The 24,898-nt window shown below is 44.1% G+C and carries 23 protein-coding genes and 3 pseudogenes; 10 read left to right on the top strand and 16 right to left on the bottom strand.

The genetic code is table 11. The features are described from left to right. Nucleotides 1-123: 123 nt before the first annotated feature. A pseudogene (locus B1A75_RS02825) lies at nt 124-686 on the bottom strand (DUF6431 domain-containing protein). A gap of 439 nt (nt 687-1,125) precedes the next feature. Between B1A75_RS02825 and B1A75_RS02820 the strand changes: the two are divergent. Both B1A75_RS02820 and B1A75_RS02815 read left to right on the top strand, forming a co-directional pair. Next, nucleotides 1,126-2,040, top strand: a complete 915-nt coding sequence (locus B1A75_RS02820; RefSeq protein ID WP_079935698.1) for a tyrosine-type recombinase/integrase — start codon at nt 1,126-1,128, stop codon at nt 2,038-2,040. Between the two features lie 575 nt (nt 2,041-2,615). Next, nucleotides 2,616-3,839 carry an MvaI/BcnI family restriction endonuclease gene (locus B1A75_RS02815; protein ID WP_079935696.1) on the top strand — a complete coding sequence of 408 codons (1,224 nt, stop codon included), beginning with the start codon at nt 2,616-2,618 and terminating at the stop codon, nt 3,837-3,839. Nucleotides 3,840-3,897: 58 nt separating this feature from the next. Here B1A75_RS02815 and B1A75_RS02810 read toward each other — a convergent pair whose 3' ends face one another. Both B1A75_RS02810 and B1A75_RS02805 read right to left on the bottom strand, forming a co-directional pair. Further along, nucleotides 3,898-5,268, bottom strand: coding sequence for a class I SAM-dependent methyltransferase (locus tag B1A75_RS02810; protein ID WP_176202379.1), 1,371 nt, complete (start codon nt 5,266-5,268; stop codon nt 3,898-3,900). 99 nt (nt 5,269-5,367) lie between these two features. Further along, nucleotides 5,368-5,559 carry a helix-turn-helix transcriptional regulator gene (locus B1A75_RS02805; protein ID WP_062899126.1) on the bottom strand — a complete coding sequence of 64 codons (192 nt, stop codon included), beginning with the start codon at nt 5,557-5,559 and terminating at the stop codon, nt 5,368-5,370. A 371-nt stretch (nt 5,560-5,930) separates the two neighbouring features. Here B1A75_RS02805 and B1A75_RS02800 point away from each other — a divergent pair, with 371 nt between their 5' ends. From B1A75_RS02800 to B1A75_RS02790, 3 genes and pseudogenes are all read left to right on the top strand, one after another. After that, nucleotides 5,931-6,287 (top strand): site-specific integrase, encoded by a 357-nt coding sequence (locus tag B1A75_RS02800; RefSeq protein ID WP_139761699.1) that lies wholly within the window; start codon nt 5,931-5,933, stop codon nt 6,285-6,287. A gap of 32 nt (nt 6,288-6,319) precedes the next feature. Then, nucleotides 6,320-6,583: a hypothetical protein gene (locus tag B1A75_RS02795; protein WP_062677247.1), complete on the top strand. Its 264-nt coding sequence runs from the start codon at nt 6,320-6,322 to the stop codon at nt 6,581-6,583. A 14-nt stretch (nt 6,584-6,597) separates the two neighbouring features. Further along, nucleotides 6,598-6,831, top strand: a pseudogene (locus B1A75_RS02790) (tyrosine-type recombinase/integrase); the annotation flags it as partial. Nucleotides 6,832-7,298: 467 nt separating this feature from the next. On the opposite strand, the gene B1A75_RS20510 reads toward B1A75_RS02790, so the two are convergent. From B1A75_RS20510 to B1A75_RS02715, 12 genes are all read right to left on the bottom strand, one after another. After that, complete coding sequence (locus B1A75_RS20510; RefSeq protein ID WP_255211305.1) at nt 7,299-7,427, bottom strand: hypothetical protein; 129 nt, start codon at nt 7,425-7,427, stop codon at nt 7,299-7,301. Nucleotides 7,428-7,853: 426 nt separating this feature from the next. Further along, nucleotides 7,854-8,069, bottom strand: coding sequence for a DUF3006 domain-containing protein (locus B1A75_RS02780; protein ID WP_008881774.1), 216 nt, complete (start codon nt 8,067-8,069; stop codon nt 7,854-7,856). A gap of 10 nt (nt 8,070-8,079) precedes the next feature. Further along, entirely contained in the window at nt 8,080-8,925 is an 846-nt protein-coding gene (locus B1A75_RS02775; RefSeq protein ID WP_012301080.1) for a ComEC/Rec2 family competence protein, read from the bottom strand. A gap of 1,025 nt (nt 8,926-9,950) precedes the next feature. Continuing rightward, nucleotides 9,951-11,270, bottom strand: coding sequence for a hypothetical protein (locus tag B1A75_RS02765; RefSeq protein ID WP_053532343.1), 1,320 nt, complete (start codon nt 11,268-11,270; stop codon nt 9,951-9,953). 201 nt (nt 11,271-11,471) lie between these two features. Next, a complete protein-coding gene (locus B1A75_RS20180) occupies nt 11,472-12,146 on the bottom strand; it encodes a hypothetical protein (protein WP_230847109.1) in 675 nt (224 codons plus the stop codon). 134 nt (nt 12,147-12,280) lie between these two features. Then, nucleotides 12,281-13,432, bottom strand: a complete 1,152-nt coding sequence (locus tag B1A75_RS02755; protein ID WP_011229476.1) for a replication initiation protein — start codon at nt 13,430-13,432, stop codon at nt 12,281-12,283. A 1,071-nt stretch (nt 13,433-14,503) separates the two neighbouring features. Further along, the gene (locus tag B1A75_RS02740; protein ID WP_053532345.1) at nt 14,504-15,073 is read right to left on the bottom strand and encodes a site-specific integrase; all 570 of its coding nucleotides are present in this window, start codon (nt 15,071-15,073) and stop codon (nt 14,504-14,506) included. A gap of 182 nt (nt 15,074-15,255) precedes the next feature. Continuing rightward, complete coding sequence (locus B1A75_RS02735) at nt 15,256-15,726, bottom strand: M15 family metallopeptidase (RefSeq protein ID WP_011229515.1); 471 nt, start codon at nt 15,724-15,726, stop codon at nt 15,256-15,258. Nucleotides 15,727-15,745: 19 nt separating this feature from the next. Then, nucleotides 15,746-15,877 carry a YvrJ family protein gene (locus tag B1A75_RS02730; RefSeq protein WP_370643389.1) on the bottom strand — a complete coding sequence of 44 codons (132 nt, stop codon included), beginning with the start codon at nt 15,875-15,877 and terminating at the stop codon, nt 15,746-15,748. A 79-nt stretch (nt 15,878-15,956) separates the two neighbouring features. Further along, nucleotides 15,957-16,169, bottom strand: coding sequence for a DUF2922 domain-containing protein (locus B1A75_RS02725; RefSeq protein WP_041467679.1), 213 nt, complete (start codon nt 16,167-16,169; stop codon nt 15,957-15,959). Nucleotides 16,170-16,187: 18 nt separating this feature from the next. Then, nucleotides 16,188-16,409 (bottom strand): DUF1659 domain-containing protein, encoded by a 222-nt coding sequence (locus B1A75_RS02720; RefSeq protein WP_020961687.1) that lies wholly within the window; start codon nt 16,407-16,409, stop codon nt 16,188-16,190. Between the two features lie 141 nt (nt 16,410-16,550). Then, nucleotides 16,551-17,081, bottom strand: coding sequence for a competence protein ComK (locus tag B1A75_RS02715; RefSeq protein WP_011229512.1), 531 nt, complete (start codon nt 17,079-17,081; stop codon nt 16,551-16,553). A gap of 296 nt (nt 17,082-17,377) precedes the next feature. On the opposite strand from B1A75_RS02715, the gene B1A75_RS02710 reads away from it, so the two are divergent. The 3 genes from B1A75_RS02710 to B1A75_RS02700 all read left to right on the top strand — a co-directional run bounded on the left by B1A75_RS02710 (nt 17,378) and on the right by B1A75_RS02700 (nt 18,958). After that, a complete protein-coding gene (locus B1A75_RS02710; protein WP_049752141.1) occupies nt 17,378-17,785 on the top strand; it encodes a DUF6290 family protein in 408 nt (135 codons plus the stop codon). Between the two features lie 104 nt (nt 17,786-17,889). Further along, entirely contained in the window at nt 17,890-18,687 is a 798-nt protein-coding gene (locus B1A75_RS02705) for a ParA family protein (protein ID WP_011229510.1), read from the top strand. Beyond that, nucleotides 18,671-18,958 carry a hypothetical protein gene (locus B1A75_RS02700; protein WP_011229509.1) on the top strand — a complete coding sequence of 96 codons (288 nt, stop codon included), beginning with the start codon at nt 18,671-18,673 and terminating at the stop codon, nt 18,956-18,958. The genes B1A75_RS02705 and B1A75_RS02700 overlap by 17 nt, the downstream gene beginning before the upstream one ends. A 1,306-nt stretch (nt 18,959-20,264) precedes the next feature. Here the strand turns inward: B1A75_RS02700 and B1A75_RS02695 are convergent. Next, complete coding sequence (locus tag B1A75_RS02695; protein ID WP_079935726.1) at nt 20,265-22,313, bottom strand: ATP-dependent nuclease; 2,049 nt, start codon at nt 22,311-22,313, stop codon at nt 20,265-20,267. Between the two features lie 602 nt (nt 22,314-22,915). Here B1A75_RS02695 and B1A75_RS02690 point away from each other — a divergent pair. Beyond that, nucleotides 22,916-24,052 (top strand): IS110-like element ISGka2 family transposase, encoded by a 1,137-nt coding sequence (locus B1A75_RS02690; protein ID WP_079935694.1) that lies wholly within the window; start codon nt 22,916-22,918, stop codon nt 24,050-24,052. 417 nt (nt 24,053-24,469) lie between these two features. Beyond that, nucleotides 24,470-24,898 (top strand): annotated as a pseudogene (locus tag B1A75_RS02685) (IS110 family transposase); the annotation flags it as partial.

Raw genomic sequence — 24,898 nt, 5'->3', positions numbered from 1 at the left:
TCCCTGTGATGTTGGACCGTCCCGGTCCCTCTGCCTCCTATCTTACGAAACGGCTCGAGATTCGTCGAGAGGAAGGGTTTGTGGGAACATCAACCATCTCCATTTTTGGTGTTAAGTAGAAAATCAGGAAGAAATTTGATCCGCAAACAGATGCCATCTCTCGTTTGTCCACAGGTCTTGGATGATCGAGCCCACCCCCCGTCCCTCCAAGGTCTGCATCCACCAAACCGCCCATTCTGTTCTTGCGTTCCCTACAGGGCCGATGATTCCCCACCTTCTCGCCGCCGCGTGATGCAAGCGGGAGAGATTCCGTAAAAATCGTCGGACATAAAACAAGATGACCTCCTTGGTGGGAAAAACAACCTGTTTGGTCTTCGCTCCTTGCCTTGGCGTTTCGAACCATGCTTTGACCGCTTGCCAAATAACCGATCGTGTATATTGAACATACGGGAGGAGGAAAGAAGGCAGCACACTCACGGTTTTGCGACACTCTCGCGAGCGTATCGTGCGATCCAAAGGTGATACTCCCCCTCTGCCGTCAACGCATAGCGTTGGTAGTATCCGTGACGATGCAAGGGGCGGCGGGATGAACAGTGGGGGCATTGGTTCACGTCGGGAAAATCGTTCCCTTTCCCACGATCCGTATACGTTTGAATGTCAATGCCAAAGTCGTGAAACTGGATCACACTTCCTCCCCCTCATTGAAACGAATGGAAATCTTTGTCCGAAACAATTCACAAAAAATTTAGCACATTCCTTCAGAAAAGGGGAGAGGGCTTTCTGAAAGAATGTGCAAAAAAATGGGCGTTTTGTGCTGAAATAAAATGATAATTTACAACTCTCTGACGAAAAGTATCAGATCTTTTCAGAAAAGGCGATTGAAAACTGAATAAATCGTACCAAAAGCTCTCTGATATTAATCAGTCAGAGAGCTTTTTACTTGAGAATTCTCCGTATTTCTAAACCAAATATATTAGATCAATTTAACTCATCGCATAATCTACGTTATATGTCTAACAATCTATTCTTTTTATGATATACTCGTCATATAATGTTATTTTTTATACCGATTATTTGCTCTTCGAATCCTTTTAAACTCGTCGTATAAGTGAAAGGGTGAAAAAGATGCTCAACGAGTATGTCACTTATCTTCAAGAAAAGGGAGCTTCCCCGAACACGATCATCTCCTACACGAATGACTTGAATATCTTCTTCAACGATTTACATATTCGTCCAGGTGATTACGTTACGACGGCCGATATTCGCAAATGGATCCAGCAAATGCTGAATCCGGTGGAAGGGAAACCGTTGGCCATTTCCACGATCAATCGCCGCCTTAATTCGCTGCGGAGCTTTTATGCGTGGGCGGTCGAACATTACAAGCTCGAACAGAACCCAATGAAAGATATCCAGGATTTAAAATCGGCCGATGAAGAGAACGAAAAAATTATGTGGCTAACGGAAGAAGAATTCGAGGACTTATTGCATCGGATGCGGAAAAAACCGGTGCAAAGCCGAGGAGTCGATCCCGAGGAGAAATATCGGCGGGACCGCGCGGTAGTGTACTTGCTTACCTATGCAGGATTGCGTGTGGAAGAGTTATCCAATTTAAAATTAACGGACTTGGATTTAGAGATGAAACGAATTCGGATCGTGGGAAAAGGGATGAAAGTAAGAACGGTGCCGATCTCGAATATCTTGCTGGCAGAACTCGAGGATTGGCTTAAGTTTCGCGCGGAAATGGCAAAAAAGAAACCGCATGTGGCCGAATCGCCATACGTCTTTTACAGCCAGCGTTCTCCGAAGTTTTCTGTAAGGGGCATCCAGCGAATGATCGAAAGCTACAGCTTGCCGAATAAAAAACTGACGCCCCATATGTTCCGGCATACGTTTTGTAAGTGGATGTTAAAAGCGACAAACAACGATATCGAGAAAGTGCGGAGGCTTGCCGGCCACAGCAATATCGCCACGACGTCCCGATACTTAAAAGACAGCTATAGTGATCTGGCGGATGCGGTGGAGGCATTGCCGAAATTTTAACAAAGTTTTTTGTGCGTAGGTGTCACCGATAACGATTCGGATAGTCCAGTAGGGCCATGGTAATCTTTGAAGAATGATTGCCGTGGCCTTTAGCATTTTTTATTCCATTTAAACAGCGCTTCTCCCAGTCAAAGACGGTCAATCTCCCTCTGCTTAATTAAAAGCAAGAGGTAATTCTTTGATGCGAAGATAATTCACAAAAAACAATGGATATGAATTTCCTACTAACTTACGGATTATGAGGCGATATGGATGATCTTAGGCTAATGATGTTTTTATTTGGATAAATTTTTTTCTATACTAATCATGTCATTTTTTAGATTTTAGATTAGTAGTATCAGTATGTCTAAGTTTGATAGATCACTTACAATCAGCGTAAGGTTATTTGCCCCGGAACCTTCTCGCATGTCGTGTCCACTCATACGTACGCAAGACAGCGGCGACAGATGACGACAATCCTTAGTTAATGTTTTGCATATATGTAGGGAGAAGCCTAATTAATATGGTGATAAACTAAAAACGTCCAACAAATAACATTAACTAAAGGAGTTGAGATACATGAGTTTTTAGAACGGATGGATAAAGAATTAAAAAATTATATGGATTCTCTTATATCCATCTTGTATGAAACAAATCTAACAGCTACTGAAATAGCTAAACGTTCTGGACTTTCTACATCTCAGATTAGTCGTATTTTAAGTGGTAAATGTCTCCCTAGATTTTCTTCTTTATGCAAAATATTTTCATCCCTAAATATTGATATTCGATTGTTTTTCAAGAATCCAAATTGGAGTTATTCTGAATTACTCAACGATAAGATTTCACTTATGACAGATGATGAAATTAAAAAACTGAGATGTTTGTTGTCACAAAATATTCGCTTAATTCAGTATAACAAAAAACGATTGAACCCTCATTTTACCCAAAGTCATTTATCTAAATTGATAGGGGGAGATGGTAGCACTAAATCACTTGAAAGAATTTTAAGAGGGAAGCATGATTTAAGCTTCGAGAAGTTGATTGCTATTTCCATAGCATTGAATGTAAATCCAGCGAAATTATTAACTGACACAAGGAGTGATTATAATATGATGGATATTAAAACATTCATCAAAAAATTGGAAGAAATCAAAGCAAAAGGTTACATTCGTACCTTGAGACGTGGAGATACAGGAGTAGGTCATACGTTAGAACAGGAACTTGGTTTGACTGAAAACAACATCTCTTTACCAGATTTAGGTGTAGCGGAACTTAAAGCGGCTAGACGCAACACTTCTTCAATGCTTACACTTTTCACTAAAGAACCTCTTTCTGATAAAGGTCGTAAACGTGACCGCTATTTATTAGAAACTTTTGCTTATGATAGCGATAAAGAAGACCGTATCAAAGAATTGTACACTACAATAAGCGCTTTGGATTACAATGCACAAGGTTTTAAATTAGAGGTTACAAATAAAGAAATTCGTCTCATTCATAAAGATATACCATTAGATGTTTACTGGACAGCAGAATTATTACAAAAAACATTCGAAGATAAACTTCCGGCATTAGTTTATGTTTATGCCGACCATATAGGAGAAGATGCAGACGAACATTTCCATTACACGGAAGCACGTTTACTGAAAGGATTTGATTTTAAAGGTTTTATGAAAGCTGTACAAGATGGTTATATTAAAGTCGATTTGCGTATGCACATGAAGAATAACGGCCGACCTCGAAACCATGGTACAGCTTTCAGAATCTTACGGAGTCATCTCCCGATTTGTTTTAAAGAACAGCAAATTTTAGTAAAACCATAGTCCAAACCATAGTCGTAACTTCCGCGAGTCGCTTTGCGATTGCGGAAGTTACGTGTGTTTATCCTTCTTTTCTTAGAATAAAAATCACTTCACCGTTCATTGTAGTAACTTTCTCACCGACCTTATTCGTCGGCGAATTCTCTTTAGGCATTTTTTTGTTTGGTATATTTCTTTCGAAGGTTAAGACGTGTCTCACTCCGTATTTTTGGAATAACTCAATTATTATTTGATGAGTTGGTATCTTTACTTTTTTTACTGTTCGATTACCAACTACCCAGCATTGATATGAGTTAGGTTTCATAACTCTTGCTATTTCTTTAAGTGCCTTATCCAAATCAATATAGAATTGCAGAACTTCTTTAGCACGTTTTTCATCTTCTATAGCAATTGATTCTATAGTTCTTTCTAACGTTTCAGAAGCTAAGCTATTTTTTAATTCTTTATCAACTTTTCCACCAAGAAGTAATGCATCAATTTTATTTATGTCTTTGACTAAAGATTCATCTTCCCCGATTTCATTAAAATCTAACCACTGTAAAGATAACCTTGAAAATTGCCCATAGGCAACCGTAGTCCTACTATCACCGTAAGGCGGAGATGTTATAAGTAAATCGAAACTGTTATCATCAATTCCTTCGAGATTCATGGCGTTTAAATCGAATATTTTTACCGCTGGTTGGTTTGTAGGGTTTTGTTCATTATATAATTCATAAAATTGCTGGTTCAATTCAATATTACGATTTAAAAACTTAATGAATACATCGAATACATTAGGATTCCAATCCGCTAATTTTTCTTCATCCATGCGATATAATTTAAATTCCGAATTTCTAGTGTTAGAAACATATCTCACAACTTCACTAAATACAGCCCAAAAGAATAACTTGATATCGTCATGTTGTATTTTTTTGATGTTATTTTTGATAATCTGTAGATAATCAATAACATATGGCTTAAACCAATAATCAATATTTTTAAATTCAGGTTTCTCTAAAACAAGGTCACCATTTTTATAGCTTAACTCATCATTACTTAAAGAAAAAATAAATTGTTCAGCAACTTCCGATAAATAAGTAGGGTTTAATGGAGTAGTCTTAACTTTCCCCAATAATCTAGCCAAAGGATTTAAATCCGTACCAAAAGAATCTAGACCATGTAAAACCCCTTCAACCAAAGTGGTTCCGGAACCCATAAAAGGGTCGAAAACAGATTTTATATTCGGTTGATTACTCAATATCATACGCATTAAATTTCTTGCTACTTGAGGAATCATCATGGCCGGATATGAATGATACCCGTGTGAAAATTCCTTGGTATTTTCATTTCGAAAATCCCAAAAATCCTCATCTTGTTCTAAAATATTTAAAAAGATTTGACGAATAGCTTCATCACGATTTTCTAACATGTTTCCTGTATTCATTACTTTCATAGCTTCACTCTCCATAAAAAGAAAAACTCTCTAGTTTAGAGTACCATAGTAAAGAAAAAAAGTAAAGTTTATTTTAATAAATTGAACTTTACTTTAATTTTATTCGTATATCCATATTTCTTCTATCTTTCTACCTACTGCTTTACTGATTCGGAAAGCTAAGTCTAACCTTGGTATAGATTGATTTTTAGCAATACTACTAATTGTAGGGGTTGAAACATTAACTTTTTCGGCTAGTTGCTTCTGAGTCATTCCGATTTCGTCTAATATTAGTTTTAACTGACACTTCATTTTAAACCACCTATAAACGGTAATTCATATATATGGGATATTTTTTATACACACTATCACTCTAACAGAAATTAGTGTACATAACTACATATTACTACTATCCAACACTATATTGCCATACGAATTATGATATCACAGAATGAAACAAATAAGATGCACCGCATCCCACCTCACAATCCATATCGCGCATGCCGCTACAAACACCGATAAGCAGACAATACACAAAACTTCAACGATTTAATATCCAAGTTGCGTACACGTTCCCCAACGAAAATGCTGTTCTTTTACCGCAAACTTCGACGTTGTTGCTCCTAGATGGAAACTAGCCGACCCGGTCCTGAGTTAAAGTTGATTCGCGTTGTGAGCAAATAATGAAAGTACGGATCGTACCTATATCGAAGATTTTATTAGCCGAACTAGAGGGTTGGCTGAAGTTTCGAGTAGGAATGAAAAAAAGAAACTTTATGTTGCAGCATCTCCATATGTCTTTTAAATTCTTACTAAGGGGCATCCAGCGAATGATCGAAAGCTACAGCCTGCCGAATAAAAAATTAACTCCACATATGTTCCGACATACGTTTTGCAAGTGGATGCTAAAGGCGACGAACAACGATATCGAGAAAGTGCGGCGGCTTGCCGGCCACAGCAATATCGCCACGACGTCCAGATACTTAAAAGACAGCTATAGTGATTTGGCGGATGCCGTGGAGGCGTTGCCGAAGTTCTAAACCGAATGAATCGATTCTGGGAGGGATAAAACATGTCTATAATGGATCAATTAAAAGTGATTGATGGGTATTTTGCCGATAATGCGTTTTATATAAGCAGCATCGCCGGATTTCCGTTAGAAGGTCGATTCAAGGCCTCCGGTTTGCGTTCCTTGGCACAATTAATCGATGAGAACGAACCATTTTCTTTCACGTTAGGATCTAATACCGTGCTTCATGTCCCTGTGGAGCTGAATCGGCAGCTGAAGAAGGAACTGTTCATGATAACGGATTGGTTGGAAGCCGAAAAGGAATAAACAAAACGTAAAACTTTTCGATCCGCGGCGTCCAGCGAATGATTGAAAGCCACAGCCTGCCGAACAAAAAACTGACGCCCCATATGTTCCGGCATACATTTTGTAAGTGGATGTTAAAAGCGACGAACAACGATATCGAGAAAGTGCGGAGACTCGCAGGTCATAGCAATATCGCCACAACGTCCCGATACTTAAAAGACAGCTATAGTGATCTGGCGGATGCGGTGGAGGCGTTGCCAAAGTTTTAATATTGTTGTATGTGGAAAAGGGAGAAAAAACAGCAATATATCAGGGTGACATTGTTGGTTTACTGGTTTGACCCCGGTTAACTCCGACGCCACCGAAAAAGCCGGAGGTCGATTTGTCCTGGCTGGCCGTGTCACCGCACACTCTGGGGGTCGTGTGGATGTCCTGTGTTGACTCTGGGATGTCCTCAGGAGGAGGCAGACGCCGCCACGAAGGATACCCATGGTGTCTCGTTCTCCCCCCATCCGGCGTTTCGTGACGTCAATGACATCACGCCCCTAATCCCGACGCTTACCGTCCGGCTCGTTTTGTGGGAACAAGACGGACAGTTGCGTCAAGGGGCGCTGGCATTATCCGATGATTCGGTGCCGTTGCCGCTCGATCGCGTCTCACTGAACCGAGACACATGTCGTCCGTCAAGGGCATCGATGAAGTCTTGTGTGAGCCGCTGTCCATACCGGAAGATTTGCTACTCGGCGGGGATGACAACCCGATTGACCGGCTGAACGCTGAAGAAGGCTTGGTATCCTTCGCCACACCGTTTGTAGCGCACTTCCACTTCCTCGCCCACACAGCCAAGGGGGCATTTCCGCGACATCCTATGTCTCCGACGCGTCCCTTGATTGAGTCTGCCCTGCATCATCCAATCCTACAAAGCCTCCCTTTCCCCAAAAACGTCTGTATGAGCGCATTAGGTCGGTTTTTAGCGGTGTTCTTCTTTTATCCAGTGATCCGGCTTTCAGCCATCGGACGAATGGATACCACGGGCAACAGACGCCCAGCAGTCGCCACGATAGCGGCCACTCGCTTCGTACCTTGATTGAGTCCACGATTGAGTCCACGAAGGTTGATCTTCTCCATCATTACAATGACGAGCCGCCAACCACCCATCATTAGTCGCCACACGCCTCTCACTGAAGGACAGAAGATGACTCTAACAGACAGGGGTTTCCCATGCCAGAGACAAAGAACGCCTCAGCGCTCCCTTGTTTTGGGAAAATCGTTTATATAAAAAAATGAGGTGTTACTCCTCAAACACCTCATTCATCAACTCTTCAATCTCTTTCCACCGCTTCTCTGTTTCTTTTTTATCCACTCGGAACTTTCCGTTCTCTTGTACAATCACATCGCCGGCGCGGGCGTTTTTGGGTAGCTTGCTTTTCTCAATATCGATCATTTTGCCATCCTCCGCCTCACAAACTGCCCATTTACCCTCGAAGCGATCAATGATATATTTCATTTAACCACCTCTAATAAATTGGTTTTACGTTGAAGGTAAGTGTTGTCCCGTTGGTTGTTGCGATAATCGTTCCTTGTTTGTCGGTACGGAATACCTTGACTTTATAAGATTTCAACCGATTTAAAACTTCCGATGTTGGATGGCCATAGGCATTCTTGCCAACCGAAATTACCGCATATGTTGGTTTTACAGCTTTTAAAAGTGTCGCGCTGGTCGATGTTTTCGCACCGTGATGACCTACTTTCAACACATCAGCGCGCAAATCCTTTTTCGCTTTAACCATATCCGCTTCTGCTCGAGTCTCGGCGTCGCCTGTAAACAGGAATGACTTTTTGCCATAGGTCACTTTTAGGACAGCGCTCCAGTCATTTGTATCGCTAGTGCTGTACGATTTTACAGGGCCAACAAACTTAGCAGTCACACCTTTGATTGGCAGAACAACATCTGCTTTAGCAACTTTGATGGTAAGTTTCTTATTTTTCACAGCGACCAAGAAATCTTTATATGCTTGCGTTGTATTACCGACTTTTGGAGCATACACACTTTTCACAGGGAAAGCCTTGAGAACCTCATCAAGACCGCCAATATGGTCGGCGTCTGGATGAGTCGCGATCATGATTTCGATGTCCTTTACCTTCTGCTTTTTAAGATAGGCGACGACATCACTGCCATCTTTATTTCCTCCATCAATGAGAATGTCCTCTCCATTTGGCGCTTTAATGTAAATACTGTCACCTTGCCCAACATTGATGAAGTGTACATACATGTTTTTTGGGGCTGCGTCTGTTACAATTCCCGGTAGTATTGCTATCATAAATACAATTACAGCTACCATCAGCATCTTGATTTTCCTCATTGAAAACTCCCCCTTTTACTTTTCAAGAAGATTATACCATCAATTGAGCTAAGAGGGAGTATAGAAAACAAACAGGAGGCGAAAAAATGTTCGATATTATCGGAAGACTAAGGTGTCCGGTATGCTCAAAAATTGTCCGCCCTAGCGATAAAGTGTTCTTGGATATAATCAATACAATCATCCACCAGAGATGCTACTATCAAAATTTGTCCCGTAAATTCCTCCCATTCAAAGACAAAGGAACATTTCAACATATGTTGCTGAAGTATCCGTTTTTACTTGATGATCATGATAATGAAAGTGTTTAATTTTTTGTCTGACAAAAAATAAATTAAGCTCGTTTTTTCAAGACACGATGATATGCTGTGTCCTCAGAATCCCCCGACCGGGGACACCCACTGTCCATATTGTCATGGGAGACACGTTTATTATTTCGGTCTGTCGCGATTCATTGTCCATCGTCTCCGGCGGCCGCTAATCCATCGGGACATCTGTCGCGACACCTTTACGCGGTTGCATGTCTTAGTTGTATAGATTTCTAATCGATCGAGGAGCAGAGACACGTCCCTTGTCCTCGTCTTTTATTTGCAATATTTCATCATAGCGTCCTCTGCGTCACTCTGGTGTCCTCACCTTCATTCGCTCCCCTGATTCTAAGCAGAATTTTTATCTTATTGGTGAATTTGCATTGAGAATTATGTTCTAAATAATCATATCATCACCAATCAAAATCTAATCAATAAACCTATCCCCTTTATAATAACTACTAACTGGCATTTTCACCTTGCAGCTATGCGTCCAAAATCAATCTTTAAAATCCCTTTTACCATCCTTTTTGCGACGATCCGCTTGCATTTCACCCTTCATCGAAGTGAAAATCTGAAGTTTAAAACCCTCGGGACTCCCCCCACCAATCTAATGAGGTATTGGAACAAAACCAATTTGGTTTATTCTTTCTTTATGGTCGCGGGAGCAAGCAGGCTGACGCCCATAATATAAGGGCGACGAACCATTTCACGGGAACGTCAGTTCTTGACCAACCTCTTAAGCTGCTGGACACGCCGCACCGATATCTGAAGCATCATGGCCAGATGCTTATTTGTCGCGTCAGGGTGTCGCTCCATTGCCTTCTGCAGTTGCCATGCCTTGTCCTCCGTTCGCTCCCGTTGTTCCTCGAGGTACTCCTCCCTTGTCTTCGCCCCTTGTCCCCGGCGCAACTCCCCTGTCCTCGCCCTGTCGCGTTCCCGTTTCCGCCGGCGCTTCTCATTGGCGTCAATAATGGTCTGCAAGTGTCGCTGTTCCTCCGGCGTGATGTCCAGCCATCGAATGATCGTAGAGTTCTTCAGATTATAGCCGGCGCCGGGATAGCCTTTTTTCCTCGCCTCCTCATTCGCCTTCGCATCATTCTTAGCCATCCACGCTTTCTCGGCGCTTTTTGTCGCCCGGATCACCTCTTTTTCAGACAGCGGCTCCTTAAATCCAGCGTTCAGCTCTATCATCTGTCTCAGCGCCTCATCGGGATCATCAGTGAGGCAACAACTCCAGTATCGATATAAAAAACAAAACAGCTCCCTGTATCCCTTCAGATCATAATTTCTAAGCTCCGCAAGACGAATCAAATCCAGTAGCCTGGCATAGTGCAGCGTCTGGATATTATGTAGCCGGACAAGTTTCCCTTTTCTTCCTTTCTTCCCTGTCTCCGCCCTTGTCAATTCCGGCAAGTACTCATATTGCAAGTCACGGAGGACATACCTGTCGCCGTGCCGGTACTCGACGACGACCTCCCTTTTGCTCTTGGAGTTGACCGACCCGTCGATCCGGAACACCCTGGTCGGATCCAGCGACTTCTTGTCCGCCCCCACATAGCTAAGTTGCTCATAAAAATAGTTCTCCACCGCCTTCCACAGCGGCAAGGCCTTGTACGGGACCGGCTCGATCAACCAAACGCATACGATTCCGCGACCCGAGAAAATGATGAGATTAGGTTCAGGCAAGATATTGTCATAGAATACCTCGATGTCCAGCTTCCCGACCACCCACTCCGGCTCATAGCCAATCGTATGGCAATCCACATCCACGTACAGAGCCCTCAGCTGCCTTATATTCTCGATTCTTCGTTGAGGCTTATAAAAGGTATTCTGGCTAAAATAGACGTCCTCTCCAAGCCATTTAGGCAGTTCTACAGCCAATTCGTTGGGCTGGTAGTGATACTGCCTCCATCCCCCATCCGGCTCCTTCTTCGCCAGCGTGATCCATCCTGAGGCGCCGCGGTGTTGAATCCATACATGCCGCTTTGCGCGATCCAAAGGGGAAATTTCCATATTCTCCAGCTTCAAATTCTCCACAAAACACCCTCCCTACATGGGAAACAACCGCATAGTCGCGCGGGTGCGAGGTACGATCATTATGCAGAAAGACAGCGGCCGTTTCTTCAAAATTTACACACCATTCAAATAGAAAAAGGGAAAATAAGAATGCCATGAGGATCAATCGAGGCCTATTGAATAGGAGAGGACTCTGGCGGTCTTGAATTTCGACACTTTATTTCAAAATCCTCCATTTATTTCAAAAATCGTAAAATCGATTAACAAAAATGCTCTTTTGGCTGCATTTCTTGGAACACCGGCGACCCGTAGTCTTTTGGGCCGGGAAGGGCGGTGTGATAGGCTGGACCGAGCCGGAAGGCGAGGGCTTCGGCGCTTGGGCTTACAGTGGCTGAGCCTTTCCGGCTGCCAGCCGACCATCACACCGCCCCGGGGACCCGGACCAAAAGGAAACGGAAGCGCCGGTGCAGCTACACCTATCTGTCGCTTTTTGTCGAAAATTAACCAATATTTAATGTCAGACAAAAAAATAAAACAATAAACATCATTATTGATCGCGGCGGTGCTTTGAGCAACTCCTTGATTCTGCTTCGCACGGCCGTGGACAGCGGAAGGTTCTGGATCGCAAGCAGCTTCTCCGAGCGGCTGAGCGCCGGGCTTCTCCAGGCTCCAGCCGGATGGCCAAAGGCCAGAAGGCGGCCAGCCGGGAAGACCGGCGCGGAAATGGAATCTTTGTTCGAACCACGAAACTTTTGTTTGTTGGAAGAAAAGATGAAATAAACGTTTATTTATTGTTTTAATTATTTTAATGTATACTCTATTATTTTTATCATCACTTATTCGTTTAATGATTTGTTCCTTCAAGCAGCGGTGCAATGCATTGGCTTCTTCGGTCACGCTTCGCACGGCTGCGGATGAATGGGCCCATAGGCAACTTCTTCGAATGAACCGAGCGCCGGGCTTCTCCAGGCTCCAGCCGGATGGCCAAAGGCCAGAAGGCGGTCAGCCGGGAAGACCGGCGCGGGCTGGACTTAGTCTTTGTATTTCTTTAACCGCTCCTCAAGCTCACGTCGCATCTGTTCGATATCTTCATCAACCTCTTTGCTTTTGGCGCTTTCGGCAGCAAGCTGCTCTTCGTAGCCCCGGAGCCAGTCCGGCACGATCTCGCGGCGGACGAATCTAGCGCCTCCATGGCTGTGAATGGTCACCTCATTTGGATCGATCCCGACCTGAATCCGTTGCACTTTTTCATTCAAGAAATAGGTCAGAAAAGCAATTGGTTCGCGGATGTCATTGCGTTGCATAATGCGCCTTGCCGTTTGAATGAGCTCATCCATCCAGTTTCCGCCGAAAGCTTTTTGAGCCAAGACCGCTATCTTCGTGAATTGCTGTTCTGTTATGTACCGGTCATAAGCCTGCACTACAGCCAAAAACTGCAAATACCGATCATCTGCTTGAGCTTCCTTTTTCTCTTCCAAGGCAACGACAACCGGCTCAACGACTTTCTCTCTGATTTGAAAGCGGATCGCCGCAACTTTGCGTTTTTCCCTTATCTCCTCGTATGTGAACATGATGTCCGTCTTCTCCGCAATCTCCTTCTTGGCGGGATTAAGCACTCGTTTTTTGAAATTGTGGTATTCTGAATACTTGTCCCCTGCTCCAACCATCATCCGCAAATCATCCAGACGAATCACGACCTCGCCCATATACTGCCAACGTTTTAAAAGCTCGTACATACGGATGGAGTAAGAGCTTTTCAGTTCCATCACATTCTTCAGGCGATAGGTCGTAAATTCCCTTTTCAGCTGCAGGAGGTAGGGCTTCAAGCGGGGATCAAAGGCCAAGCTGACATAGCCGGAATGCTCGTCGTATTCCACGTATGAAACCCAACTCAGCTGTTTGAGCTTCTGGCCTTCTCTGATCTCAAGCACCTTGCGCATCAAATTTTTCGTGATCTCCCGAAGCTCCGTGTATTTAGGGCTTCCCCGATATCCCAGCAATTCAGAGAACTCCTGTATCGGCAGCTTATACATTTTAAAATCGGCGTCATCTTTGCGAATCTGGCTGATGATATACAAGATGATCTTCTGTTCGATAGTGGACAGCTTATAGTTCGCCTCAATCAGCGCATTGGACTTCGTCACGGCGCTGTTGTACTGCGGCTGGACAGCCGGAGTCTGCATCCTCTCATCCTCCACCTACTAAATTAGGAAAATAACTCCTTGATCCTATTCTACAAGAAAACACTCACGTTAAAAAGTACATTTTTTCGTACATGTACGCTTTATTTATTAAAGCGTACACAAGAAAACATGTGTACGAGATAAACACCAAAAATGTACGCTGGACACCAAAAATGTACGCCGAAACAACCAAAAATGTACGAGATAAACACCAAAAATGTACGCTGGACACCAAAAATGTACGCCGAAACAACCAAAAATGTACGAGATAAACACCAAAAATGTACTGTCCAAATCGCTGAAACCCTTGATAAATCAAGGATCTTGCCCCCTCCTAAAATATATAAAGATTTAAAAGATATAAATACTAAAAGTATATAAAAGCAGCAAAAAGGGGGCTGCCGCTCAATATACACAAGGGTTTAATATATCTTGCTGTGCTGAAGAGGAAAAACAAACAAGGTCTCCTAGGCCTTGTACGGCCCGTATGAGACGCTTTTTTTGATGGGTTAATGGTTTTCTACCCCCCAAGCTTCAAAACGCCAAAATAAGCCGTTTAACGACGTTTTACGGCAAGTTTTGATTTTTTCTTCCACAGCGCCACTTTGATCGGCCTCTTGATCTTGCTTCGCACGACCGCGGACAACGGAAGGAGCTAGATCGCAAGCGGCTTCTTCGAGCGGCTGAGCGCCGGGCTTCCCTAGGCTCCGGCCGGATGGCCAAAGGGCCAGAAGGCGGCCAGCCGGGAAGACCGGCGCGGAAATGGAATCTTCGTGCGAACCACGAAACTTTTGTTTGTTGGAAGGAAAGATGAAATAAACGTTTATTTATTGTTTTAATTATTTTAATGTATAATTCATTATTTTTAGTATCAATCATTTATTCGATGATTTATTGCTTCAAGCAGCGGTGCAATGCATTGGCTTCTTCGGTCACGCTTCGCACGGCTGCGGATGAATGGGCCCGCAGGCAGCTTCTTCGAATGAACCGAGCGCCGGGCTTCCCTAGGCTCCGGCCGGATGGCCAAAGGGCCAGAAGGCGGTCAGCCGGGAAGACCGGCGCGGGCTTCGTTCACAGATCAAGCCCTGCAGTGACTTCATCGATTTGCTCCTGCGTAATGCCGATGTAGCGAAGCGTTTCGGCCTGGCTGGAGTGATTGAGGATTTTTTGGATCATGGCCAAGTCCGTTCCTTGTTTGTATGCGAAATAGCCGAACGTTTTGCGCAGGGAGTGGGTGCCGATGCGATCCACAATCCCAACTGCTTTGGCGGCCCGGTTCAGGATGTAGTGGGCATGCTGACGGCTGATCGCCCGGCCTCCTTTTTGGCTCCGAAACAGCGGCTCGTCGCCGCGGGCGTGCGGCCGCTCCTGCGCTAAATACAGCTCGATCAGGCGGCGAGTTTTTCTGTTCAGTGCGACAACCCGAGTCTTTTTTGTCTTCTTTTCCACGATCTCAATGCGTTCGACAACGCCTTTTTGATTCCTCACATCCCCAACTCTCAGAGCCAAAATATCGCTGATCCGCAGCCCCGTATTGATCCCGATCGTAAAAAGAAGCTCGTCTCTCAACGACGAAGCACGCAAAATCTTTTTCATCGCTTCGATTTTTTCCCTATCTTTGATGGGATGGACGGTATGCAAAATATGACACCCCCTTGTCCATGAGGGAGATGAGTAAGATTTTTGGACAAAAAGTGGGAGAGCGGCAAAGCGGCTTCGTGTTGCTTCCTTCAACGTATTTAACGTCAGACAAAAATCTGACATAACGTGCTTTTGTCAGATTTAAAAAAAATCCCCTCCACTTCCGGAAGGGGCGAGACAGTCTATTTTTTAGCCACGACAGCGGCCGGCGGCCTTTTTCCCGCCCGCAGCTGTGCAAGCGAAAGGCCAAATGTATATTGAAAATGGGGATAATCTTTAAAGCTCTTCCAATCCCCGCCCCATTCAAGGCCAAGCGACTTTCCGATCTGACCGACGCGAAACCACCGACGGTCGAGGCTCCAGCTGGGGATCAGCGTACCTTTGAAAACATTGCAGACACAAACGTCAAACGCCAATCCAAAATTATGATAACTGTATCCTCCACGGGCGTTCGTAACAATCCGTCCAGGTTTTGTCCGCCCCAGCGCATACAGGCGATTCTGCTCCTCGACGGTTCGAAACCCTTGCGTAATGATGATATAAATGCCTTCCTCATAAGCCTTTCGAATCAACGCTCTAGCTTTATCCGCCACCAACGGATGCAGCCCGGACAGCCTTTTCTCCGCCCGGAAAAGCAGCTCCACCAATTCCACTTCGAATTCCCTCCCATCATCAATTCTGCGGACCTCGGCTCAATGCGATAGTTAGATCTTGAATGGATTTGGTCAACTGATCCAGCTTCGTCTCCATCCGATACAGAAGATAGATAGAAACAAGGATCGGGAAGGAAACTTCACTGATCATCGAAAACAAATCCATTGCTTTTCCCCCTTTCAATGCTCAAAAACGGAAGGCGAGAAACCTTCCGTTCATGACAGATGCGTTATGGCAGCTGGATGTCTTGCGTTTCGCGTTCAATGATGCGGGCGCTCTTCGGGCTCACCAGCTCCCCGTTGCCGGTCATAAAAACATTTGCCGCTACGAGCTGGTTCATCACCGTTTTCACTTGCACCGGATCAACCGGCTCCTTGGGATAGCGGATCAAAATCCGCGCCGGCCCCGCTTGAGCGTTAAACGTCAGTTCCAACGTCTTCATTGTTCATTCCCCCTCTCATCATGCATTGATAATATGGCTGGTCAACGTCGTGCGCACGTACCGCAAGCTGCCGCTCGACAAGCTGGCGATGGCGGCGGCGGCATCGTAAAGCGATTGGACACTTGCGTCGCTCTTCACTCTGAAGGTTTGCGAGCGGATGATGTCCTTTCCGTCGCTGTCCTTTCCGGCGTAGAAGTCCAAAACAAGAGTGCGGCCCGACACCATTTCTGAAGCGGCCATTTTCCTACCTCCTTTCGATTTGCCAACATCATATCAACCGAGAACACCCATAGACAAAGACGATTTCAAAGCGAAAAAAGAAAAAAGCGGCCTCCAATGCCGCCGATCCTTCCGGTTTATTGCGATAAATCATTCATTTCACTACATAACCACCGTTTCACAAACTGCGCTGCCGTTTATCCATTGCCTGCGATGCGGTTCATGAATCTCCCCGTAGCACATCTCAATCCATTTTGCATTTTTGAGTTGGTCAATGCAGAACTTGCGGGAATGAAACACAGGAATCTGATGTCCGGAAAGAAGATGGATCGTGGTGCACTGGGGAGATCTTTGCCGGAACTGCTCAATCTCTCTTGACACAAACCACCCTACACGGCTTTGTCGGCCGACCGGCTCGCGAACGTTAAACGGAATGATGGTAAAGCCATACGACAATACGATGGGAACGAGCTGCTTTTTCCCCACCAACTCCCCATACCGATGGCGGTTGATCGAAATGCTTGTGCCAAAGAAGGTCAGAAGCCGCTTCAAAAACAGACTCGATTGCACGTCAAGCAGCTTAGTTTCCCCGCTCCTGAAAAAAAGTTTGACCGAATCCCCTCTGTTTTCCACGTTGACAGGGATAAACGCCTGGCCGGCATAGGCGAACCGCTTTACCTCTTTCCAGTCCAACTTTTTTCATCCCCTTCTTCCCCTTAACGCTCGGGGTGAAATTTGTCGAAAATATCACATTTTTAAGTACAATATACCCCTATTTGGCAAAAAAATCAAAATGACAAAACCTTATCTTTCAGCTCGAAAACAGCGATTTTTGTTCTGAAAAACGCCGATTCGATTAATTTGTGCTTTGAAAGGCAAAATTGGCACTGGTATCTTAATTTTATGTCAGACGAAAAATGTTGAATTAGTGAAAGTCTGGAGGTATAATAAACACAAATAGTGTCGGACAAAAAATAGAGGTGATGGCGATGATGGAAGGAAGATGCTATGAGCGGCACGATTTTCAGGTTCTCGTCCTTCAGGAATTCGGCAAGCGGCGCCCTCGGTCCCCAGAGGAAACAAAGAGGCTGCAGGAAGAGTACCTCCGGCTTCTTGAAGAAATTCCCCGAATGTGGGAAGAATTCGTAGAGAAACATAAAAACATTTATGAGCGGTTCGGATACCTCGATGTTGTCGTCCATGATGATCTGCGCGTCGAACGCAAAAAGCTCCAACGTGGACGCCCAAAAGAAGAAAAGTCCAAGTCATATCGCATTACCGTGCGCTTGGACGACGAGCTTTACGAACTTCTCCAGAAATACTGTCAGACAAAAAACATGTCGGAGTCGGAGGCGGTGCGGCAACTCATATCGGAATTGAAGTGGAAGCGTTTCTAACGCTCTTATTTTTTGCAATCATTGAAGGAATCTATAAAATAACGTAGAATAAATCATATAAACAAAAGAAGAAACAAACCTTGGAAGAAAGGAAGGTGATATAAGTGGCCATCACCATCACCATGGGCATCCAGAAAGGCGGATGCGGAAAGTCCACGACAACAGGAGTCCTCGCCTATTTGTTGAGCAGGGACGGATACAGGGTTTTGGCCGTCGACATGGACTCGCAGGGGAATTTGACAGAGCTCCTTTCGCGAAAGCCATCCAACGAATTCACGGAGAAATCCGTTCTCGAAGCGATGCAGGAGAGGGATCCGGAGCCGTACATAGTCAAGGTCAACGACAGGTTGGATCTGCTTCCGGCCAACAACTTCCTGGCCACGTTCCCCCGTTGGATTTACACAGGGGAGACGTACCTTGGAAAATATATTAGGTATAAGGGAAAGCCGACCTTGATACTGGACGATACGTTGGACAAGATCCGGCATCGTTACGATTTCATTGTTATCGACACGCCGCCTTCGTTGAGCGAGCAGACGACAAACGCCTTGTGCGCAAGCCAGTATGTCATCATGATGTTCGAGTGCTCCAATTGGTGCTACTCGGCGGTCCCGAATTTTATGGAATCCGTTGAGGGAGCGAGGGTGCATGGGCGGCACAATACCAGGCTGCTGGGCATTCTCAGAACCATGAACGACGTCCGCCGCAACGACGCGAAGGCGTTCAATGAAATGATCGAGGAAGATTATCCGAACGAGGTGTTCAAAACGATCATCACCCGCAAGGCGCCGATCGGACGCCTGTCGCTATACGGCTTTGAGGAAAATAATGAGTTGAACCAGGCGTTGGAGCAGTATGAAAACTTCTACAAGGAGATGATGGAACGTGTCCAAAGTAGATGACATCAAAAACATGAAGCGCCAGCAAAAAGTCATCACGCCTACGCAAGTGCTGACCGATCCTGTAGGGGAAGAAAACAATACAGTTTTAAACGAAGATGACAACCAACCAAGAAAGGAAGGAAAGAAAGTGGAAAGAAAGCGTGTTTCCTTCGATATTCGGACGGACCTGCACAAAGAGTTGAAGATGCAGTCGATTTTGCAGGAGAAGAATATTTATTTGCTTATTGAAGAAGCTTTAGAGAAGTATTTAAATGAGTTAAAAAATAATTAATCATTAAAAGTCCGCGCCGGTCTTCCCGGCTGGCCGCCTTCTAGCCTGCGGCTATCCGGCCGGAGCCTGGGGAAGCCCGGCGCTCGGTCCATTCAAAGAAGCATCGTGCAAGCGGACTCATCCCGCAACCATGCGAAGCAACTTCAGGCAGCAACTCATCGCATCGCTGCGGGAAGGAAAGAAAAAAACCCAATCAAAAGGAAAAACGCCTGATCGCAAGGTGTTGAGCCGATGACAAAACCCGCTGAAAAAATCAGCGGGTTTTCGCGTTAGTCTTATTTTTCGCTTCTCAAACGTAGAAGACATCATTCGTATTGCGACAGCGGATGATGGTTTCAATTCCTCATAGGTAAGATAAAAACCCCCAAAAAGCGTTGATACATCAACACTTTTCAAAATAGGTCAAGTCCAGTATACTCCATTTCGAAAATTCCGTCAATAGAGTGAATCGCTGATGGCTGTAGGAAGGAAAGAAAAAAAGAAACTGTCGTCGATCCCCCGGAGTTTTTGCACGATTGGAAGTCGACGACAGAAAGGATTGAAGCAGTTGTTTTTCATAAAAACATGAAAACCGCGTTAAACTCGAAAAACGGTCCGTACAAACATTTTTTCTTTCTTGAATAGAAAACCATTGCCTTATCCATTAAAACGCGTTACAAGCAAATTTGAGCGGTCATTTTTTAGCAGAGTGCCTATTTTTTATTTTTACCGATCCATATATGAGAAATATTAGAATATTTATTGTCTGACAAAAATATAAAATACATATTTCGACAAATCGTGACAAAAAACAGAGATCGATAGAACAAAGTCCGCGTTCGCCGGCGCTTCCGTTTCCTTTTGGTCCGGGTCCCCGGGGCGATGTGATGGTCGGCTGGTGGCCGGAAACGCTATGCTGACTGATGGACAAATCACCGAAGCACGCGCCTTTCCGGCCCGTTCCAGCCTATCACATCGCCCTTCCCGAACCAAAAGACTACGGGTCGCCGGAAGACCATAATTCCAATACCTCATCATCACTTGTAATTAGACATAGTCAAGATTATAGGAAGCCCTAAGTTTTCAGTAACATTCTCTGCATCTCAGCAAGCCTTAAAAGTTGTACTTTTTAGGCTTGGTTAGCCGACTTGTCTTCCCCAAGCCGTCCGAAGAGCGCAGACCCTTTACGCGCCTAACAAACAAAAATTATAATGGGGTGAGGCAAAGGAAGGAGCGTACTTGGGAAGGAGGTAAAAAAATAAAACGCATTTTAGATCCATTGTATTTTTTAATGCAACGGATCTAAAATGCGTTAACACAATTGTCATTATTTTGTTTCAGTTACCCGTAAGATTGCTTCTTTATAATCAGATATGTCAAGTAAATCACTAATATTGTATCTTTTATGACTGACAATCTCCAGAAGTTTTAGTACTTTAAGTTCTTTTCCTTTGACTTCTTTTGTCAATTCTCTTGCTAAATCCTTATAGTAATCTTCTAATTCACCTTTTTTTAAAATCATCACATTATTATCGAATAAATGATCGAGAAAGCGATCAACTTTCATTTTTAACTCTTCATCGCCTTTGATGTCGTTATAGTTAGTTTTTTTGCTTATCTTTGGTCTCAAATATTCCCATAAACTAATAAGGTCTTCATTAAATTCCCTTTTGGCACACATATCATCTAAAATATAACATAATTTTTTGGCGTCAGCTTGATTAGGATCGAGTATTTTTTTTCTTATTTCTTTTGACTTTTTATAATCACCTTTGTATTTTTGTAAACCAGCTCTAATTTCACTGAGAGCATTATAATTAAATCCATCGATGTATTCAGCAATTTGTTCTAAACCGTTTTCAAGGTAATCAAAATCAGCAATAACAAAGTAATCAATTCCTAAATCTCTTAACAAAGCCATATAAATTCCGAATTGGCTCTTTCCGCCAACTTTGACTACAGAAATATTTCTTTTATCTAATATTCCGGTCTGCTCAAAAATAAAGTCAGCGATTAAAGGTATAATATATTCTTCTCCACCTTCAACTAAAATTACTTTATCAGCAAAGAATAACTCGGAATTTTTACTCCAAAGCAATTGTTTTATCTTTTGTATTTCTTGAATAGTTCTTTCGTTATTAGTTAAACTAAATGTTTTGGTTTCAGAAGTACCTTCGGGCTTTCTAACTACAATAATGTTTTCAATCTCAGTATTTCTAATAAATTCTTGACTATGTGTCGTAATAATTACTTGATTTTTGTAATTGTCATCTAGAGAAACAAATTCATCTAGTTTGTTAGAAAGCATCCTTCTTGCATGAGGGTGTAAAAATAGTTCAGGTTCTTCAACTGCTAGAAGTGAGTTGCACTTATGAAGTTTGGAACAATAGTAAGAGAACAGTCCAATAATTAACGCACTTTGCAATCCAGAACCTTTTTCTGATAATTGAGATTCAATACCATCGTTTATATATATACTTACATTTTTATATATATCATCTTTCTCATTAGGTAACATTCTAAAACTAATATAACTATAATTTATTAATTCCTTTAATTTACTCTTTATATCATTAGCCGTATCCTCAAATACCTTATCTGTTAGTTTTTTTATCATTTCGCTCTGCTTTTTAATCTCTTCATCCACTTCTTTATTTTTATTGTCCCATAATGATTTCAGTAATTTTCCATACCATGTCCAATTGGTTATCTTTAACTGATTTGAAGGATCTCTGAAAGCAGGTAAAATCGAACTAGTAATGAATGCATCTCTTAATTTTTTTGAAATCGTCGGGAAACATCTGAAATATTTTTCATTCTTTTTATCTTTAACCAGCATCCCATGAATAAATTGCATGTCTTCATCATCTGAACCATATCTATTAGCATAAATATAAAAAATAACTTCCTCTTTGTCTCTAATCCAATAACATAAATCCGTTCCTTCAAATTTATCAAGATCTCGTTTCGGATCAAACTCATCATAATCCATCTTTAGTTGATCGTGTATTATTACCTTATCATTTTCAAATTTAGCCCAATATTCTATTCCAAATCTTTCTTGCCGGATAATTTTTATTTCTTGAAAAGTATTACTGTCTGGGACTTTTCCGGATAGCTTAACAGCAATAAACATTTCATTGGCATAATCTATTTTTTTGTTTCCTTTTATTTCTCTTTCAACAGCATAAAAATCTTTTATATCTAATGATGATTTACTTGGCAATTTTTCTCCAAGTAATAGGTCCAGTGCTTTAATAATATTACTTTTTCCAGCATTGTTTTTACCGATAAGGATATTTTTTCCCTCTTTAAAACTTACATGGATATCTTTAATGCTTCGAAAGTTTTTTATATATAAGTCAGAAACAAACATTTTAACTCCCCCTAAAAAATTATGGTCATAGAAAATCTCCATGAGCGAATTCCATTCTCCGTATAGGTATGAAAATAATCACTCACGGACAAGACGATTTTCACAGGAAAGATCCATGGGCAGCACGCTTTGCCCTCCACCCAGGGATGAAAATCATGCGTCAGTCCTGCATTTTCACGGAAAAGTTCCATGAGCAATTTTTGCTCTCCACCCGGGCATGAAAATGACTCATCGGGGCGCATGCATTTTCACGGAAAAGTTCCATGAGCAATTTTTGCTCTCCACCCGGGCATGAAAATGACTCATCGGGGCGCATGCATTTTCACGGAAAAGTTCCATGAGCAATTTTTGCTCTCCACCCGGGCATGAAAATCCCCCTTTTCTTCCCATAATGAAGAATAGGCGCAAACAGTTCAACAGGACGTTATGCTTAATGGTGGCTTAGACCCTGTACGGAAAAGTGTTTGAATCCACTGGGTGCACCACCCATTGTCCGCCCTTTCCTGTGATAGAGGAAAGGTGACGACGAACGGAAAACTGCCGCATTTCTCCCGTGGATTCGCTGTTTGCGCACTCGATCATCGAAAAGGAGGATTTTCATCATGGATGTCATCTATCCTCGCTGCGCAGGATTGGATGTTCATGCCGAAACCATCGTCGCCTGCGCGCTATGGGAAGAAGATGGACACATTCAAAAGGACATTCAAACCTTCTCCACGTTCTCGAAGGGACTTGGTGACCTGCTTGAGTGGCTCGAAGAACATGGCGTTACCCATGTCGCCATGGAATCCACCGGCGTGTATTGGAAACCGGTCTTCGCCTTCCTCGAGGGCTATGTCGACTTGACACTGGCCAATCCGCAGCGGATCAAAAATGTCCCGGGAAGAAAAACCGATGTCTCTGACGCCGAGTGGATCGCCAAGCTGCTCCGCCATGGACTCGTTGAAAAAAGTTTCGTCCCCCCAGCGGATATTCGCGAATTGCGGGATTTTACCCGCCTCCGCAAAAAGTGGGTCGGACAGCTGACTTCGGAGAAAAACCGGATTCAAAAAGTGCTCGAGTCTTCCAATGTCAAACTCGGCTCGGTCCTCTCCGATCTCTTCGGCGTTTCCGGAAAAGACATCCTCGCCCGGCTGCTTGAGAAGGGATACGTGGACAAGGACGAGTTGGATCAATGCCTGCGCGGAAGGCTCAAAAAGAAAAAGCAAGCGGTGTACGATTCGCTGCTCGGCACCTTGACCGAACACGAGCTCCGTCTCCTTCGCCTCTTGTGGAAACACGTTGAGGAATTGGAGCAGTTAATCGAAGAAGTCGACCAGCATATCGACCGCCTGCTCGAGCCGTATCGCGAGGAAGTGGACTTACTGATGACCATGCCTGGAATCAAAAAACAAACCGCCGCCGTCATCATCGCCGAGATGGGAACCGACATGAGCGTCTTTGAAACGCCGGAACGGGCGGCTTCATGGACGGGGTTGTCCCCCGGCAACCATGAAAGCGCCGGAAAGCGAAAGAGCACGCGCACGACAAAAGGCAATCCCCATCTCCGATCGGCGTTATGCGAGGCGGCATGGTCAGCAGCTCGATCCAAGACGCATCCCTTGTCCCGAAAGTTTTGGTCGTTGGCGGCCCGGTGCGGGAAGAAAAAAGCCCTCATCGCCATTGCTCGGCGGATGTTGGTGATCATCTTTTGCATGATCTCCCGCAAAGAGCCGTTCCGCCAACCACAACTTATTTAGTCTAGCCAAAAGGCAGACAGGTTATACGAGATGCCTAAAATCGGGCACCTCTGCTTTCCTATTGCCTTTTTTGGCCATTTTCAGTATACCCTCACGGATCAGGAGCGTATACCGCACTCACCAAGTGGTGGGGATTTTCACGGAAAAGTTCCATGAGCAATTTTTGCTCTCCACCCGGGCATGAAAATCCCCCTTTTCTTCCCATAATGAAGAATAGGCGCAAACAGTTCAACAGGACGTTATGCTTAATGGTGGCTTAGACCCTGTACGGAAAAGTGTTTGAATCCACTGGGTGCACCACCCATTGTCCGCCCTTTCCTGTGATAGAGGAAAGGTGACGACGAACGGAAAACTGCCGCATTTCTCCCGTGGATTCGCTGTTTGCGCACTCGATCATCGAAAAGGAGGATTTTCATCATGGATGTCATCTATCCTCGCTGCGCAGGATTGGATGTTCATGCCGAAACCATCGTCGCCTGCGCGCTATGGGAAGAAGATGGACACATTCAAAAGGACATTCAAACCTTCTCCACGTTCTCGAAGGGACTTGGTGACCTGCTTGAGTGGCTCGAAGAACATGGCGTTACCCATGTCGCCATGGAATCCACCGGCGTGTATTGGMAACCGGTCTTCGCCTTCCTCGAGGGCTATGTCGACTTGCCACTGGCAATCCGCAGCGGATCACAAATGTCCCGGGACGAAAAACCGATGTCTAGGACGCCGAGTGGATCGCCACGCTGCTCCGCCATGGACTCGTTGAAAAAACTTTAGTCCCAATAGCGGATATTCGCGAATTGCGGGATTTTACCCGCCTCCGAAAAAAGTGGGTCGGGCAGCTGACTTCGG

The organism is Geobacillus sp. LEMMY01, from assembly GCF_002042905.1.
GTDB classification, from domain to species: Bacteria; Bacillota; Bacilli; order Bacillales; family Anoxybacillaceae; genus Geobacillus; species Geobacillus proteiniphilus.
This window is presented reverse-complemented; position numbering and strand designations above follow the sequence as displayed.